Below are 16784 nucleotides of genomic sequence, written 5' to 3' on the forward strand. Positions count from 1 at the left end.
ACTCATGGACGCTGTGACCCAGGTCCCCGCGCCGGTCAACGAGCCGGTGCACGGCTACGCGCCCGGCTCCCCGGAGCGCGCCCGTCTCGAGGCCAAGCTCAAGGAGCTGTCCGAGAACCCGATCGAGCTGCCGATGACCATCGGTGGCGTCAAGCGCCTCGGGGGCGGCGAGCCCTTCCAGGTCGTGCAGCCGCACAACCACAAGGTCGTCATCGGCAACGGCCGCGGCGCCACGCAGCAGGACGCCCAGGACGCGATCGACGCGGCCCTCGCCGCCGCCCCGGCGTGGCGCGCGATGTCCTTCGACGACCGCGCCGCGATCATTCTGCGCGCCGCCGAGCTGCTCTCCACGACGTGGCGCGAGACGCTGGCCGCCTCCACGATGCTCGGCCAGTCGAAGACCGCCCAGCAGGCCGAGATCGACACCCCGTGCGAGCTCGTCGACTTCTGGCGCTTCAACGTGAAGTACGCCCGTGACCTGCTCGCCGAGCAGCCCCCGGCCAACGCCACGGGTGTCTGGAACCGCCTCGACCACCGCCCGCTCGAGGGCTTCGTCTACGCGATCACGCCGTTCAACTTCACGGCCATCGCGGGCAACCTCCCCACCGCCCCCGCCCTGATGGGCAACGTGGTGGTCTGGAAGCCGAGCCCCACGCAGACCCACGCCGCCGTGCTGCTCATGCAGCTCCTGGAGGAGGCCGGGCTGCCCAAGGGCGTCATCAACCTCGTCACCGGTGACGGCATCGCCGTCTCCGAGGTCGCCCTGAACCACCGCGACCTGGCCGGCATCCACTTCACCGGCTCGACCCCGACCTTCCAGCACCTGTGGAAGACGGTCGGCGAGAACATCAAGAAGTACCGCACCTACCCGCGCCTCGTCGGCGAGACGGGCGGCAAGGACTTCGTCGTCGCGCACCCGAGCGCCGACCGCGCGATCCTCAAGACCGCGCTGACCCGCGGCTCCTTCGAGTTCCAGGGCCAGAAGTGCTCGGCGACCTCGCGTGCCTACATCCCGGCCTCCATCTGGAACGACGGGTTCAAGGAGGAGTTCGCGGCCGAGGTCGACGGCATCAAGATGGGTGACGTCACCGACCTGTCGAACTTCATCGGCGCGGTCATCGACGAGCGCGCGTTCGCCAAGAACAAGGCGGCCATCGACCGCGCCAAGGCGGACGACACCTGCACGATCGTCGCGGGCGGCACCTACGACGACTCGGTCGGCTACTTCGTGCGCCCGACCGTCGTCGAGTGCACCGACCCGGCCAACGAGGTCTTCACGACCGAGTACTTCGGCCCGTTCCTCGCCGTGTACGTCTACGACGACGCCAAGTACGACGAGATGCTGGCCCAGATGGAGTCCGTCTCCGACTACGCGCTGACCGGCTCGGTCATCGCGAACGACCGCGCCGCCGCCGCGTACACGATGGAGAAGCTCCGCTACGCCGCGGGCAACTTCTACATCAACGACAAGTCGACCGGCGCCGTCGTCGGCCAGCAGCCCTTCGGTGGCGGCCGCGGCTCCGGCACCAACGACAAGGCGGGCGCCCCGCAGAACCTGCAGCGCTGGACGCTGACCCGCGCCATCAAGGAGACGCTGGTCCCGCCGACCGAGTACGGCTACCCGCACATGGGCTGACGCCCGCCGCGGGCCCCTGCGGCCCGCCCCCGAACCCCGCCTCCGACCTGGGCCCCACCCCGGTCGGAGGCGGCGTCGTATCCGCCCGCGAGTCTGGGGTCAGCCGCCGAGCGCGTCGACGACGACGCGGGTGATGTCCTCGGCGATGTGGTCCTCGCCGGGGGTGTCCGCGTCGAGGCGGGTCGTGTAGACGGAGATCACCAGGGGCGCCTTCCGCGGCGGCCAGGCGACGGCCACGTCGTTGACCCCGCCGTAGGCCGGGGAGCCGGTCTTGTCGCCGACCCGCCAGCCCGTGGGCAGCCCGGCCCGGATCCGCTTGTCGCCGGTGGTGTTCTCCACGAGCCACCGGGTCAGCTGGCCGCGGTCGAGCGGGTGGAGGGCGTCGCCGACGACGAGCCTGTGCAGATTCGCCGTCATGGCGGCGGGCGTCGTCGTGTCGCGCCGGTCGCCGGGGATGTTGCTGTTGAGGTCGGGCTCCCACCGGTCGAGGCGGGTGCGGGTGTCGCCGAGGGAGCGCGCGAACCCGGTGATGCCGGACGGGCCGCCGAGGCGCCGCAGCAGCAGGTTGGCGGCGCTGTTGTCGCTGTACGTGATGGCCGCGTCGCACAACTCCCGTACGGTCATGCCGGTTTCGAGATGCAGCTCGGTACGCGGCGAGTACGTGACGAGGTCGTCGCGCCCGTACCGGATCAGTATGTCGAGCAGTCCGGGCTCCTGCTCCCGCGCCCTGCGCAGGACGGCCGCGCCGGCCAGGACCTTGAACGTCGAGGCGAGGGCGAACCTTTCGTGCGCGCGGTAGCCGACGGTGGCGCCGGTGCCGGTGTGCAGCGCGTGGACGCCGATGCGGCCCGGATAGCTCTCTTCGATCTCGCGCAGCCTGCGCCGGACATCGCCACCGGTCGCCGCCCCGGCGCCGCCCGCCGGGGCCGCCGCCTTCGCGGTGCCCGGGACGGAGAGGAGCACGGGGGCGGCGGCCGCGGCGCCGAGGAGCGTTCTGCGGGAGGGGGTCGAATTCATGATCCCGACGGTACCGGGGCGCGCCGTTCAGACCTCTACGAGAACCTGGTCCAGGGATTTGCGTACGAGGTCGGGGACCCGGCACTCCGGCGCCGGATAGCCGACGGGGATCACCGCGAACGCCTTCTCGTTCTCGGGGCGGCCGAGCACCTGCTGGAGGAAGCGCATGGGGCTCGGCGTGTGGATCAGCGCGGCCAGACCGGACAGGTGCAGGGCGGAGAGCAGCATCCCCACCGCGATGCCGACCGATTCGTCGACGTAGTAGTGCTTGTGCTTGGTGCCGTCCTCGCCCAGCCAGTACCGCTGCTGGAAGACGACGATCAGCGCGGGCGCGTCCGTCAGGTGCGGCTTCACCTCGTCCGTGCCGAGCGGGCGCAGGGCCGCGAGCCACTCCTCGCCGAGGCGGCCGTCGTAGGAGATCTGCTCCTCGTGCTCGGCGGCCTCGCGGATGCGGCGGCGGATCTCCGGGTCCTGGACGAGGACGAATGTCCACGGCTGCTGGTGCGCGCCGGACGGGGCTGTCGCCGCGCAGGCGATGGCGTCGCGCACGACCTGCGTGGGCACGGGGTCGGGGGCGAACTGGCGCACGGTCCGCCGCTCCCGCATCCGGTCCCTCAACTCGGCCGCGTGCGCGAGGGATTCGGCCTCGGGCATCCGTGCGGGGCGGTAGGGAACGGAGCGGTAGGGCTCGCCGTGGATGGGGGTCCACTCTCGCTGCTGCTCGGTCTCAGACATGGTCAGATTCTGCGGCGTGAGGCGGGTCCGGCGCCATGGTGCAGACCAATTCCGGCCCTCGTGGGGCCGGAACGGTACGGTCAGCTCCACCCCGCCACGATGAGCGAGAGCCCGACCGCGAACCCGCCGCCGAGCAGTGCCAGATAGAGCCCGTAGAGCCGCCGCAGCCGGTGGGCCAGGAACCCGAGGGCGCCGAACGCCAGGCCCACCGAGAGGGTGCGGGAGCCGCGCGAGAGAGCCGAGCGGGCCAGCCAGGCGGACGGCGCGGTGCCCGCGCGGCCCGCCTCACGTGCGTACACCTTGAAGGGGATGCCGTTCCAGGGCTGGTGGCGGACGGCCGCCGCGGACTCGGCGGAGAGCTCGTGGCGTACCTCGGCCCGCATCCGGTCGGTCGTCAGAGGCTGCGGCAACTGCACGCCGCCCGCGGCGAGTTGGAGCGCGAGGAGGCCGCCCGCGAGGCTCCCCGCGAGGGCCGCGAGGGACAGCTTCAGGGCCCGGCGCGGTACCGCCGCGCACGCGATCGCGAGGAACAGCTCCGGCATCAGCGGCCAGCTCAGCGCCTCCGCGCACGCCCACGCGAAGCCGAGCGCGAGGCCCGTGCGGGACGCGGCGACCGCGGCGACGCGCTTGCGCGCGCGGGAGTCGGCGAGCGGCTCGGACGTCGTACGCCGGTGCAGCGCCGCCACCGCGTCGCGGGCCTCCTCCGGGCCGGTGGTCGCGGGCAGCGGCGCACCGATGGTGATCCGCACCAGGGCGGGGCGGAGCCTGCCGTGCTTGGGCAGCAGGCGGTCCGTGCCCGCGATGGCGACCGGGACGACGGGGACGCCCGCGTGCTCCGCGAGGACCAGCGCCCCGCGGTGGAAGGAGCCCAGCTCGCCGTCCCGCGCGCGGGTGCCCTCGGGGAAGAGGGCGACGGCGCGTCCCGCGCGCAGTCCGGCCGACCGGGACAGCAGGTCGTCCATGCCGCCGCCGGTGCGGCGCACCGGGAAGCCGGCGGCCAGGCGGCTGCAGATCCGGCGCCGCCACGGCGAGGCGAACCAGTAGTCGGCTGCCGCGCCGATCGCGGGGGCGTGGCGGGCGTCGAGGGCGGCGAGCAGGGCCGCGGTGTCCGCGTGGGAGGAGTGGTTGGCGACGACCACGCAGCCGCCGGGCGGGAGCTGACCGCGCCGTTCCACTCCTCCGGTGAGGGTGAGCAGGGTCCACCACAGGGCGCGGCGGAGGTACGCGGCGGGCGAGATCCGTGGGCCGGACGCGCGGCTCGGCCGGTCACCGGCTCCGCCATCGACCGCCGGACGGCTCCGAGTTGCCCTCACAGGGTCACCGCCATCGTCAGCGACAGCGCCACGAGCAGCGAGTCGATCCGGTCGAGCAGCCCGCCGAACCCCGGCAGCCAGCTCCCCGCGTCCTTCACGCCCGCCTCCCGCTTGACCATCGACTCAAGGAGGTCACCGAGGACGCAGCCGACGAGCACCGCGGCCCACAGGGCGGGGGAGAACGCGCCGACCGCGGCCAGCGCCGCGGCCGTCGCCCCAGCCGCTCCCACGACGCCCGCCCAGGTCTTGTGGGGCGACAGCGGGGAGAGCGGGCGGGCGAGCGGCCCGCCGCGCCCGAGCGCCGTGCCGCCGCACCATGCCCCCACGTCCCCGAACGCCACCGCGACGCCCACCGCCACCGCCGTGTCGCCGAGCAGGACGAGGCCGCTCAGGGAGACCGGGATCCACAGGAGTCCGAAAACCGTGCGGCACGCGCGCGTGAAGCCTTGCGCGGTGTCCGCGGAGAAGAGCGCCACCGCCGCGGCGGCGATCAGGGCCACGCCCGCCGCGCGCAGGCCGAGTGCTTCGGGCGCGGCCCACGCGAGGCCGGGCACGGCCACCGCCGCGCCGCCGAGGATGGCGTGCTCGCCCCGGGGCAGCGCCGCCATCCGCGCGTACTCGCCGACCGCGATCACACCGAGCCCGGCCGCCAGCGCGAACGCCCCGGCGCGCCCCACGAGGAACGCGCCGAGGAAGAGCGGCGCGGCCAGCGCCCAGGTCCGCCACCGCTTGCGCAGCTCGCCCCGCATCCGCACCCGCGAGGGCAGCGCCGCGACGGCGACGCCGCCCGCCCCCAGCACCCCGGCGGCCACGGGCACCGCCCGCCCCACGGCCTCACCCGCGAGAAGTCCCGCACTCATCGCGCACCGCCCGACTCCGCCGGGGCGTCCTGGCCCAGTTCCCGCCACAGCCGGGCAAGGCGCAGGCCCGCCGTCAGTGCGGAGCCCGCCGCGATCACCGCGAGGACCGGGGTCACCCAGCCGGAGGCCGCCGCCACCACGACCAGCGCGCAGCGTTCCGTCTTGCCGACCGGGCCGCCGTTCAGGCGTCCGGCGCCCGCCGCCGCGCCCGCGAGAGACACCCAGGACGGCAGCGTCGCCGCCAGTCCCGCCGTCGCCACCAGCCACAGCGGGGCCAGTGCCAGGAAACCGGCGAGGGCGGCCAAGTCGGCGGCGCGGTCGCCGAGTTCGTTGAGGAGCGCGCCCCTGCGCGTCGTGCGGCCGGTGTCGCGGGCCAGCGCGCCGTCGAGGTTGGCGAAGGCCAGGCGCGCGGCGAGCAGCACAGCGACCACCGGCGCCGAGGCGCCGAAGGGGAGCCCGGCGAGTGCGACGGCGGCGCCCGCCGCGCAGACGACGCCCGCCAGCGTGAGGGTGTCGGGCGACACCTCGCGACGGGCGAGCGCGGTACGCACGCCGGACAGCTTGTCCGCGTACCAGGGCTTGAGAGCGTAGAGGCCGTTCATGGCACCGACTCTGCCGCCGTTTCGGCGCGGGCAAATCGGGGTGCGTACTCAGATGCGGCCTGAGTACGGTAGGCCCGTGAACACCCTGCGTACCGCTCACACCAGTGACCTGACCGCGACCGAACTGCGCGCCGCGCGCGCCCTGTTGGACGAGGCCTTCGACGGCGACTTCAGCGACCACGACTGGGAGCACGGCCTCGGCGGGGTCCATGCCCTCGTCCACGACGAGGAGGGGCAGCTGGTCGCGCACGGTTCGGTGGTGCAGCGGCGAATCCTGCACAACGGCCGTTCCCTGCGCATCGGTTACGTCGAAGCGGTCGCCGTCCGCCCCGACCGGCAGCGCCAGGGCCTCGGCGGGCAGGTCATGGACGCCCTGGAGCGGGTCATCGACGGGGCGTACGAGCTGGGGGCGCTCTCCGCGTCCGACGACGGGGCGCGGCTGTACCTCGGGCGCGGCTGGCAGGAGTGGAAGGGCGCGGTCGGCGCGCTCGGTCCGCAGGGCCCGGTCCACCTGCCGGACGAGGAGCCCCCGCTGCTGTGGGGCGCGGATCTCGACCCGGCGTACGAGCTGCTCATCGACTGGCGGGACGGGGACGTCTACTGAGCCGGGCGTCTGCCGGGCCGGACATCCGTGCAGGTCAGGCGGGAGCCGTCTCAGATAGTAGGAAGTCCGAGTAATTGTGGAGACAGACGCTCCGATCTCCCTTAGCTTGGTAGGAGCCGAACGTCTCGCTCGATCAAGCGAATGGCGGTCGTGAGCCGGAGCCGCACGCAGGCAACCCCTGCCGCTCCACCGCTCCCCGCCCGTTGGGGGTGCCCCCACACTTCAGGTTTGTGGGGGAGTCTCGAATACACGCTTCCCGCAAGGAGTGGATCTCCCATGGCCGAGACGACCGCACGCCGAGTCCGTCACACCTCCCGTACGACCGACTCCGAGCGCAAGAACGCCGCCGCAGCCCTCCAGCGAGCACTCGACCGCAGGGACAACGGCGGTGCGACGGGCCACTGAGCCCGCGCTTCCCCCGACCGGCCCAGCCGTCCCCTACGAACCCCGCACCACCTCGAAGTGGTCGACGCGCTCGCCGCTCTCGGCGAGCGCGGAGACCGAGAGCTTCGGGTGCGCGCCGGCCGTCACCTCCACCGCGAGGAACGAGTAGCCGGTGTAGCGCACCCGTGACCACTCCACGGTCTCGGGGTGGGGCTCGCGGGACTTCGTCCAGTGGAAGGTCGCGATGCTCTCGTGATCGTGGACGTTGCCCTCGTGGCTGTCCCGCACGCCCGGGCCGAAGCCGTACAGGTCCTTGCCCGCGCCGCCCGCGGTGACGTACACGATGCCGTCGCGCGTCGGATCGGTCGACGCGCCGACCGGCACGGGCCTGCCGACCCGGCCGTCCCTGATCGCGTCCGTGCGTTCGTAGACGTGGTTGTGGCCGTTGACGACCAGGTCCACCTGGTGCCTGGTGAACAGTTCGAGCCACGCGTCGCGCACCCCGCCGTCGGAGGCGTGCGTCGACGTCGAGTACGCGCAGTGGTGGAAGAAGACCACCACGAAGTCCACGGCGTCGTCCGCGCGCAGCTCGCGCAGTCGCCGGTCGAGCCAGGCGGTCTGCCGGCCGTCCGTGCAGCCCCTGTTGGCGGGCATCTCGTACGAGACGTCGTTGGCGTCGAGCGCGACGACACCGACGTTGCCGTACCTGAAGGAGTAGACGCCCGGCGCGCCCGCCGGGTCGAAGCCGTTGTCGGGGAGCGACCAGCGGGCGTACTGGCCGCCGTAGCCGTTCGGCGAGTACCACGCCTCCATGTCGTGGTTGCCGGTGGTCACCATCCACGGCACCGACTTCGCGACGGACTCGGTCTGCGCGAGGAAGGTGTCCCACACGCGCGCGTCGTAGGTGTCCGACTCCTTGCCGTGGCCGGTGGTGTCCGCGTAGCAGAGGTCGCCCGCGTGCAGGTGGAAGGACGGGTTCTGGCCCAGGATCACGTGGTCGTTGGCGAGCGCGTGGTGGCTGACGCCCTGGTCGCCGAAGGCCGTGAAGACGAACTTCTCCGCCCGCGCGGGCGCCGTCCTGAACGTGCCGGTCGTCGCCATCCGCTCGGGCGATGCCGGGTCGAAGCCGTCGTGGCCGACGCCGTAGTAGTACGTGGTGCCGGGCGCGAGGCCGTCGAGCGCGGCGTGCAGGTAGTACTGCTCGACCGCGGGCAGCTCCTCGGCGAGCGACGGGGTATGCAGGGCGCGCACCTCCGCCTCGATCTTCTGGCCCAGCTCCCACGGCTTCGCTCCCACGCGTACGTAGGGGGACTTGACCGCGAACGGCACCTGCCAGGAGATCCGCATCTGGGTCCGCGGGTCGGCGCCGAAGGCGAGATGCCGCCCGAAGGGGGCCACGAGCCTGCCGTCGACCCGCACCGGTGCCGACGGCGCGGGCAGGGGGCGCGCCGCCGACGGGCTCCCGCCGCCGGTGGCGCGCGAACCGCCGCCGAGCAGGACCGCGCCGCCCACCGCCCCGGCCGTCGCGAACGAACCGGCGAGCACCTTGCGGCGGGAGAGCCTGCCGCGCAGGTAGGCGTGCTGCTCCGGCATGCTCATCCGGGCCGCGAGCCGCTCCGGAATGCCGACGTTCGGGGTGTCCATGACTAGAGAAGTTCCCAGCGCGGGCCAACTGGGGCCAGTCGTCGGGGTGAACAGAATTCGACGACGGGGCGACTGTCCGTATGCCGGACATCCGGTGTCATCCCGTGGGACGGAGAGTAGGGTGCGGACATGTCTCGCAGCATCAATCTCGCAGTCATCCCCGGAGACGGCATCGGCCCAGAGGTCGTGGCCCAGGGGCTCAAGGTCCTCAACGCCGTGCTTCCGCAGGACGTGAAGCTGGAGACGAGAGATTTCGACTTCGGCGCCAAGCGGTACCACGCCACTGGTGAGACCCTCACCGACACCGACGCGGCCGCCCTCGAGCAGCACGACGCGATCCTCCTCGGCGCGATCGGCGACCCCTCGGTCCCCTCCGGCGTCCTGGAGCGCGGCTTCCTGCTGAAGCTCCGCTTCCTCTTCGACCACCACGTGAACCTGCGGCCCTCCAAGCTGCTTCCGGGCGTCGCGACCCCGCTGGCCGGCCAGCCCGCGATCGACTTCGTCGTGGTGCGCGAGGGCACCGAGGGCCCCTACACGGGCAACGGCGGCACCATCCGCAAGGGCACCCCGCACGAGGTGGCCACCGAGGTCTCCGTCAACACCGCCTTCGGTGTGGAGCGCGTGGTCCGCGACGCCTTCGCGCGCGCCCAGGCCCGCCCGCGCAAGAAGCTGACGCTGGTCCACAAGAACAACGTGCTGACCTACGCCGGACACCTCTGGACGAACACCTTCAACAAGGTCGCCGAGGAGTTCCCCGACGTCGCCACCGACTACATCCACGTCGACGCCGCGACGATCTACCTCGTCACCGACCCGGCCCGCTTCGACGTGATCGTCACCGACAACCTCTTCGGCGACATCATCACCGACCTCGCCGCGGCCGTCTCCGGCGGCATCGGCGTCGCGGCCTCCGGAAACATCAACCCGAGCCGCGAGTACCCGTCCATGTTCGAGCCGGTGCACGGCTCCGCGCCGGACATCGCGGGCCAGGGCAAGGCCGACCCCACGGCCACCGTCCTCTCCGTCGCGCTCCTGCTGCGCCACCTCGGGTACGAGGCGGAGGCCGCCCGCATCGAGGACGCCGTCGCCGCCGACCTCGCGGAGCGCGGCGACACCGTGCGCAGCACCGAGCAGATCGGCGACGCGCTCGCCGTACGAGTAGCGGGCTGACCCGGCAGCGCGCAGACCAGACAGCAGCCGCCGGGTCCTCATCGGCACCCGGCGGCTTCTCGTATCCGGCTCCCGGGTGTCACCATCGACCCCCGGGCCGCAATCATGCCGTTTCTTCCTCGGGACCCCACGGGCGATAATCGAACGTGGGGCCGTGAAAGCAGCAGGGAAACTCGGACGTCCCAGTACTGGGCGTACGAATTGAGCGCGGTCCGTCACCATCACACGTGAAGGACTGAAGTACTCATGACGACGACGCCGACCATCGAGCTCAAGCCCTCCTCGACGCCGCTGGCCTCAGCCGAGCGCGAGGCGATCCTGGCGAACCCCGGGTTCGGCCGCCACTTCACCGATCACATGGTGACGATCAAGTGGACGGAGGGCCGCGGCTGGCACGACGGACAGCTGGTGCCTTACGGTCCGCTGGCGCTCGACCCGGCGACCAACGTCCTGCACTACGCCCAGGAGATCTTCGAGGGCCTCAAGGCCTACCGCCAGCCCGACGGCTCGGTGGCCTCCTTCCGCCCCGACGCCAACGCCCGCCGCTTCCAGGCCTCCGCGCGCCGCCTCGCCATGCCGGAGCTGCCGGTCGAGACGTTCATCGAGGCGTGCGACGCGCTGGTCCAGCAGGACAAGGCGTGGGTTCCGGCGCACGGTGGCGAGGAGTCCCTCTACCTGCGCCCGTTCATGATCGCCACCGAGGTCGGCCTCGGCGTGAAGCCCGCCAACGAGTACCTCTTCGTCGTCATCGCCTCGCCCGCCGGCGCCTACTTCCCCGGTGGCGTCAAGCCCGTCTCGATCTGGCTCTCCGAGGACCGCGTGCGGGCCGTGCCCGGCGGCATGGGCGACGCCAAGACCGGCGGCAACTACGCGGCGTCGCTGCTCGCGCAGGCGGAGGCGGCTGCCAGGGGCTGCGACCAGGTGGCCTACCTCGACGCGGTCGAGCACAAGTGGGTCGAGGAGCTCGGCGGCATGAACCTGTACTTCGTGTACGGGGACCGGATCGTCACGCCCACCCTGACGGGGTCCCTGCTCGCCGGCATCACCCGCGACTCGCTCCTCACGGTCGCCCGCGATCTCGGCTACGCCTCCGAGGAGGGCCGCGTCTCCATCGACCAGTGGAAGACCGACTCCGAGAACGGCACCCTCACCGAGGTCTTCGCCTGCGGCACGGCGGCGGTCATCACGCCGGTCGGCACGGTCAAGAGTGCGGCGGGGGAGTGGCGGCAGAGTGGTGGCGAGCCGGGTGAGGTCACGATGAGGCTGCGTGAGGCGTTGCTGGACATTCAGCGCGGCACGGTTGAGGACCAGCACGGCTGGATGCACGACCTCGGCTGAGCGGGCTCGGTAGCGCCCCTGGCGGGGCGGGGGCGCGCCTGTGCGTGTACCTGCGCGCCGGGTGCCTGCTTTCGTCTGCGGGCCGGTGGGGGCTGGTCGCGCAGTTCCCCGCGCCCCTGGTGGTGACCCGGCGTCTGCCTTTCGTCTGCGGGCCGGTGGGGGCTGGTCGCGCAGTTCCCCGCGCCCCTGGCCGTACCTCATCGCCGCACAACGTCGACGCACCGCCCCCCCGCGCCCTGACGGCGAAGCCGCTCAGGGGCGCGGGGAACTGCGCGACGTCAGCCACGACGGGCCCGCGGGGGACGGCGTTCAGCTCGTCAGGGGCTCCTCCTCCGTGAGGGGGAGCGGGGGCAGGGGCGAGGCGCGGCGGGTCAGCGTCGCGTACGTCAGGCCGCCGACCACGCCCGACAGCAGGAAGCTGCAGTCGACCCCGCCCGTCAGGGAGAGCAGCGGGCCCTCGTACGAGGGCAGGGAGACCGCGAGCAGACCGACCACCGCACCCAGCGCCCACGCCGTGGTGGCCCGGACGTTCCAGCCGGAGCGGTACCAGTAGGCCCCACCCCTGGAGCGGCGGTTGAAGACCTGGAGGGCCTCCGCGTCGTACTCCCCGCGACAGCGCGCGAAGCCGATCAGCGTGATGACCGCCCACGGCGTGCCGATGGCCGTCAGGAGCAGGACGAAGGACGTCATCGCGTCCTGCGCCTCCCAGGCGAAGTGCCCGGCGAAGACGCACGCGGTGGCGACGACGGCGACCGTGCAGGTGGCCCGCGCACGGGACGCGCGGGGCAGGATCGCGTCCAGGTCGAGGCCCATGGAGTAGAGCATCAGGCCCGCGTTGCCGACCGAACCGGCGGAGGCGGCGAGCAGCAGCGGGAGCAGGTACCAGGTGGGGGACGCGTCGACGAGCCCGCCCGCGTAGTCGAGGGCGGCGCGCGCCGCGTACGCGGTGAACGTGCCGAAGAGCTGGGGGATCAGGAGCCCCGCGATCAGGCCGAGCCAGGCCGCGCCGAGCACCTTGCGGGAGCTGTGCCGGGCGGGGGAGACGTAGCGGGTGTAGTCGCCGAGCAGGGTGATGAAGGCGATCGGTCCCGACAGGCCCGCCGCCACGAGCGCGAGCAGCCACGTCGGCCAGAACGAGCCGAGCGCGTAGCCGCCCGCCCCGGGCAGCGCGGAGGTCGTGAAATCGGGGCCGTACGCGACAACGCCGAGGACCAGCAGCGCCGTCATGCCGACGGCGAGGACGCGGGAGAGACGGAGCAGCACGCGGTAGCCGTGGACGGCGCCCGTGACGGTGGCCGCCGCGAGCAGGGCGTAGACCACGGAGTACGAGACGCCGTCGGTCGGCAGGCCGAGCAGGCGGTGCAGCGTGCCCACCATCACGTCGCCGCCGATCCAGATGGTCAGCGCGGTGTAGCCGAGCGAGAGCAGCAGCCCCACGACCGAGCCGACCAGCCGGCCGCGCACGCCGAACTGCGCGCCGGACGACGTGGAGAGGTTCGTCCCGGTGCGCAGCGAGACCAGGGCGAGCGGCGCGGTCAGTGCCGTGCCGATCACCGTGCCCGCCGCCACCGCGCCGACCGACTCCCACCAGCCGAGGCCGAACGACACCGGCAGCCAGCCGAAGACGATCACTCCCAGGCAGAGGTTGGAGCCGATGAGGATCGACACGAGATCACGGGGGCCGCTGGTGCGCTCCCCGTCCGGGATGGTGTCGACTCCGCGCTGTTCTATCGGCATGAGGGTGCCCCTGACGCTCGCTTGGTCCCGATGGTCGCTCCGACATTTGAGCAGCGCTCAATGTGACGTGTGAAGGCCTGATCCGTCAATGCTTCCCGCTTGCGGATTTCGTAGTTAGAGTGTTGCTCTAAAGCCGGAAACAGGATGTGGAACAGGGAGGTACGGCGCGTGCGACTCACGCCCACCGAACGCGACCGGTTGCTGCTCTTCGGGGCCGCCGAGCTCGCCCGCTCGCGCAGGGCGCGCGGCCTCAGACTCAACGTCCCCGAGGCCACCGCGCTGATCGCCGACACCGTCTGCGAGGCCGCCCGCGACGGCGCCCGGCTCGCCGAGGCGGTCGAGCGGGCCCGCGCGGTCCTCGGCCCCGACGACGTGCTGCCCGGCGTCGCGGACGTGGTGACCGAGGTGCACGTGGAGGCGGTCTTCGACGACGGGTCCCGCCTCGCGGTGGTCTCCGATCCGATCGGCCCCGGCCTCGGCGACGCGGCGCCCGGCGCGCTCCTGCCCGCGGCGCAGCACGACGACCCGGCCCCCACCGTGACGCTGACCGTGCGCAACACCGCCACCGTGCCGGTCTCCGTGACGTCACACTTCCACTTCTTCGAGGCCAACCCCCGGCTCGACTTCGACCGCGCCGCCGCGTACGGCCTGCGCCTCGCCGTCCCGGCCGGTTCCTCGGTCCGCTTCGGGCCCGGCGAGAGCCTCGACGTCGGGCTGCTGCCCATCGGCGGCGAGCGGATCGCCATCGGATTCGCGGGCCTGGTGGACGGGCCGCTTGACGCGCCGGGTGCCCGCGATGAGGCGCTGCGCCGCGCCGCCGCCTGCGGCTACCTCGGCGTACCGGAAACAACCGAGCAGGAGGTCCAGCGATGAGCCGCCCCGGAGGTCACGCCGCCGAACCGCGCCGCCTCACCCCGTACGAGTACGCCGCCACCCACGGCCCCCGCGCCGGCGACCACGTCCGGCTCGGCGACTCGGGCCTGACGATCCGCGTCGAGTCCGACTCCCAGAAGCACGGCGACGAATTCCTCGCCGGATTCGGCAAGACGGCCCGCGACGGGCTGCATCTGAAGGCCGCCGCAGTCCGCGACACTTGCGACGTCGTCATCAGCAACGTCGTCGTCATCGACGCCGTGCAGGGCATCCGCAAGGTGTCCATCGGCATCCGCGAAGGCCGCATTCACGCCATCGGGCGAGCGGGGAATCCCGACACCCTCGACGGCGTCGACGTCGTGGTCGGCACCGGCACGTCCATCGTGTCGGGGGAGGGTCTCATCGCCACCGCGGGCTCGGTGGACACCCACGTCCACCTGCTCTCACCGCGCATCATGGAGGCCTCCCTCGCCTCCGGCGTGACCACGATCATCGGCCAGGAGTTCGGGCCCGTATGGGGCGTCGGCGTCAACTCGCCCTGGGCGCTGCGCCACGCCTTCAACGCCTTCGACGCCTGGCCCGTCAACATCGGCTTCCTCGGCCGGGGTTCGTCCTCCGACGACGCCCCGCTGATCGAGGCGCTCGCCGAGGGCGGCGCGTCCGGCTTCAAGGTGCACGAGGACATGGGCGCGCACACCCGCGCCCTGGACACCGCGCTGCGCGTCGCCGAGGAGCACGACGTGCAGGTGGCCCTGCACAGCGACGGCCTGAATGAGTGCCTCTCCGTCGAGGACACCCTGAAGGTCCTCGACGGGCGCACCATCCACGCCTTCCACATAGAGGGCTGCGGCGGCGGCCACGTGCCGAACGTCCTGAAGATGGCGGGCGTGCCGAACGTGATCGGCTCCTCGACCAACCCGACGCTGCCCTTCGGGCGCGACGCCGTCGCCGAGCACTACGGCATGATCGTCTCCGTCCACGACCTCAAGACCGACCTGCCGGGTGACGCCGCCATGGCCCGCGACCGCATCCGCGCCGGGACGATGGGTGCCGAGGACGTCCTGCACGACCTGGGCGCCATCGGCATCACCTCGTCCGACGCGCAGGGCATGGGCCGTGCGGGCGAGACCGTACGCCGTACGTTCGCGATGGCCGGGAAGATGAAGGCCGAGCTCGGCCCGATGGAGGGCGACGGCCCGCACGACGACAACGCGCGCGTCCTGCGCTACATCGCCAAGCTGACCATCAACCCCGCCCTCGCGCACGGCCTCGCCCACGAGGTCGGTTCCCTGGAGGTCGGCAAGCTGGCCGACATCGTGCTCTGGCGCCCGCAGTACTTCGGCGCCAAGCCGCAGATGGTCCTGAAGTCCGGCTTCCCCGCGTACGGCGTCACCGGCGACCCCAACGCCGCGACCGACACCTGCGAACCCCTCGTGCTCGGCCCGCTGTTCGGGGCCCACGGCGCCGTGCCCGCCGACATCTCCGTGGCCTTCGTCGCGCAGGCCGCCGTCGACCAGGGCAACGACCTCATGCCCACCCGCAGGCGCCGCGTCGCCGTCCGGGGCACCCGCGGCATCGGCCCCGCCGACCTGCGCCTGAACTCCCGTACCGGAGCCGTCGACGTGAACCAGCGCACCGGCCTCGTCACCCTCGACGGCGACCCGGTCCGCTCCGAGCCCGCCGACTCCGTCTCCCTCAACCGCCTCTACTTCCTCTGAAGGTGTACGTCATGACCGCTGCCGCCGACGGCTTCCGCATGCCCGCCGAGTGGGCCCCGCACGAGCGCACCTGGATGGCGTGGCCGTGCCCCAACCCCACCTTCGACGACCCCGCGGGCCTGGACGAGTCCCGCCTCGCCTGGGCGAACGTCGCCCGCGCCGTACGCCGCTTCGAACCGGTCACCGTGGTCTGCGGGCCCGCCCAGTCCGTGTACGCGGCCGAACTCCTCGGCCCGGACATCGAGGTGGTGGAGCGCGAGCTCGACGACGCCTGGATGCGGGACATCGGGCCGACCTTCCTCACCGACGGCAAGGGGCGACTGGCCGCCGTCGACTGGGTGTTCAACGGCTGGGGAGCCCAGGAGTGGGCCCGCTGGGACCACGACGCGAAGATCGGCGCGTACGTCGCCGACCTCGCGGGAGCGCCGACGTACACCTCGCGCCTGGTCAACGAGGGCGGCGGCATCCACGTCGACGGCGAGGGCACCGTCCTGCTCACCGAGACCGTGCAGCTCGGCCCCGAGCGCAACCCGGGCTGGACCAAGGAGCGGGTCGAGGCGGAGATCCACGCCCAGCTCGGCACCACCAAGGCGATCTGGCTGCCGCGCGGCCTCACCGCCGACTACCCCGGCCACGGCTACGGCACCCTCGGCCACGTCGACATCGTCGCCGCCTTCGCCGCCCCCGGCGTGGTCCTCGTCCACTCCCAGCGCGACCCCGCCCACCCCGACTTCGAGGTCAGCAAGGAGGTCGTGGCGGCTCTGGAGGGACAGACGGACGCGCGCGGGCGCACCCTGCGCATCGTCGAGGTGCCCGCCCCGACCGTCCTGAAGGACGACGAGGGCTGGGTCGACTACTCGTACATCAACCACTACCTCTGCAACGGCGGCGTCGTCCTGTGCGCCTTCGGCGACCCCCACGACGAGATCGCGGCCGGCATCTTCCGCGGCCTCTTCCCCGACCGTACGGTGACGCTCGTCGACGCCCGTACGATCTTTGCCGGGGGCGGTGGCATCCACTGCATCACCCAGCAGCAGCCGGCGGTCACGGGCCGGTGAGCGCGCCGGTCTCCGACGGGAGTGGCGCACTCCACGGTGTGCATGAGGAGGGTCACGTAGATCTCGTGCTCGTACTGCCGCAGGTCGGTGGTCTT

Annotated in this window: 15 protein-coding genes; 8 read left to right on the forward strand and 7 right to left on the reverse strand. The window is 72.6% G+C overall.

Features of this window, described 5'->3' with window-relative positions; genetic code table 11:
* The first annotated feature begins 4 nt into the window (after positions 1–4).
* Complete coding sequence (gene pruA, locus AC07DI_RS29650) at positions 5–1636, forward strand: L-glutamate gamma-semialdehyde dehydrogenase (RefSeq protein WP_384249810.1); 1632 nt, start codon at positions 5–7, stop codon at positions 1634–1636.
* A gap of 99 nt (positions 1637–1735) precedes the next feature.
* Here pruA and bla read toward each other — a convergent pair whose 3' ends face one another.
* The 5 genes from bla to AC07DI_RS29675 all read right to left on the reverse strand — a co-directional run bounded on the left by bla (position 1736) and on the right by AC07DI_RS29675 (position 6163).
* Entirely contained in the window at positions 1736–2653 is a 918-nt protein-coding gene (bla, locus tag AC07DI_RS29655) for a class A beta-lactamase (RefSeq protein ID WP_478907206.1), read from the reverse strand.
* A 27-nt stretch (positions 2654–2680) separates the two neighbouring features.
* Positions 2681–3388: a nitroreductase family protein gene (locus AC07DI_RS29660; RefSeq protein ID WP_478907208.1), complete on the reverse strand. Its 708-nt coding sequence runs from the start codon at positions 3386–3388 to the stop codon at positions 2681–2683.
* Between the two features lie 80 nt (positions 3389–3468).
* Positions 3469–4626 carry a lysophospholipid acyltransferase family protein gene (locus tag AC07DI_RS29665; protein WP_478907279.1) on the reverse strand — a complete coding sequence of 386 codons (1158 nt, stop codon included), beginning with the start codon at positions 4624–4626 and terminating at the stop codon, positions 3469–3471.
* A 71-nt stretch (positions 4627–4697) separates the two neighbouring features.
* A complete protein-coding gene (locus tag AC07DI_RS29670; RefSeq protein WP_478907210.1) occupies positions 4698–5561 on the reverse strand; it encodes a phosphatidate cytidylyltransferase in 864 nt (287 codons plus the stop codon).
* Positions 5558–6163, reverse strand: coding sequence for a CDP-alcohol phosphatidyltransferase family protein (locus tag AC07DI_RS29675; RefSeq protein ID WP_478907212.1), 606 nt, complete (start codon positions 6161–6163; stop codon positions 5558–5560). Before AC07DI_RS29675 ends, AC07DI_RS29670 begins: the two co-directional genes overlap by 4 nt.
* Positions 6164–6215: 52 nt before the next feature.
* On the opposite strand from AC07DI_RS29675, the gene AC07DI_RS29680 reads away from it, so the two are divergent.
* Complete coding sequence (locus tag AC07DI_RS29680; protein WP_478907214.1) at positions 6216–6767, forward strand: GNAT family N-acetyltransferase; 552 nt, start codon at positions 6216–6218, stop codon at positions 6765–6767.
* Positions 6768–7043: 276 nt separating this feature from the next.
* Positions 7044–7172: a hypothetical protein gene (locus AC07DI_RS29685; protein ID WP_384249824.1), complete on the forward strand. Its 129-nt coding sequence runs from the start codon at positions 7044–7046 to the stop codon at positions 7170–7172.
* A 33-nt stretch (positions 7173–7205) separates the two neighbouring features.
* Here the strand turns inward: AC07DI_RS29685 and AC07DI_RS29690 are convergent, their stop codons facing one another.
* Entirely contained in the window at positions 7206–8795 is a 1590-nt protein-coding gene (locus tag AC07DI_RS29690) for a purple acid phosphatase family protein (RefSeq protein ID WP_478907217.1), read from the reverse strand.
* Positions 8796–8924: 129 nt separating this feature from the next.
* Between AC07DI_RS29690 and AC07DI_RS29695 the strand changes: the two genes are divergently transcribed.
* Both AC07DI_RS29695 and AC07DI_RS29700 read left to right on the forward strand, forming a co-directional pair.
* On the forward strand, positions 8925–9965 hold the full coding sequence (locus tag AC07DI_RS29695; RefSeq protein ID WP_478907219.1) for a 3-isopropylmalate dehydrogenase: 1041 nt from the start codon (positions 8925–8927) through the stop codon (positions 9963–9965).
* Positions 9966–10211: 246 nt separating this feature from the next.
* Positions 10212–11303: a branched-chain amino acid aminotransferase gene (locus tag AC07DI_RS29700; protein WP_384249832.1), complete on the forward strand. Its 1092-nt coding sequence runs from the start codon at positions 10212–10214 to the stop codon at positions 11301–11303.
* Positions 11304–11612: 309 nt separating this feature from the next.
* Here AC07DI_RS29700 and AC07DI_RS29705 read toward each other — a convergent pair whose 3' ends face one another.
* Positions 11613–13040 (reverse strand): cytosine permease, encoded by a 1428-nt coding sequence (locus AC07DI_RS29705; RefSeq protein ID WP_478907221.1) that lies wholly within the window; start codon positions 13038–13040, stop codon positions 11613–11615.
* A gap of 168 nt (positions 13041–13208) precedes the next feature.
* On the opposite strand from AC07DI_RS29705, the gene ureA reads away from it, so the two are divergent.
* From ureA to AC07DI_RS29720, 3 genes are read left to right on the forward strand one after another with little or no spacing between them, the layout of a single operon-like run.
* Positions 13209–13913, forward strand: a complete 705-nt coding sequence (ureA, locus tag AC07DI_RS29710) for an urease subunit gamma (RefSeq protein ID WP_384249837.1) — start codon at positions 13209–13211, stop codon at positions 13911–13913.
* A complete protein-coding gene (locus AC07DI_RS29715; RefSeq protein ID WP_478907224.1) occupies positions 13910–15631 on the forward strand; it encodes an urease subunit alpha in 1722 nt (573 codons plus the stop codon). The genes ureA and AC07DI_RS29715 overlap by 4 nt, the downstream gene beginning before the upstream one ends.
* An 11-nt stretch (positions 15632–15642) precedes the next feature.
* The gene (locus AC07DI_RS29720; protein ID WP_384249843.1) at positions 15643–16689 is read left to right on the forward strand and encodes an agmatine deiminase family protein; all 1047 of its coding nucleotides are present in this window, start codon (positions 15643–15645) and stop codon (positions 16687–16689) included.
* The last annotated feature ends 95 nt before the right edge of the window (positions 16690–16784 follow it).

The organism is Streptomyces sp. NPDC044106, assembly GCF_056433985.1.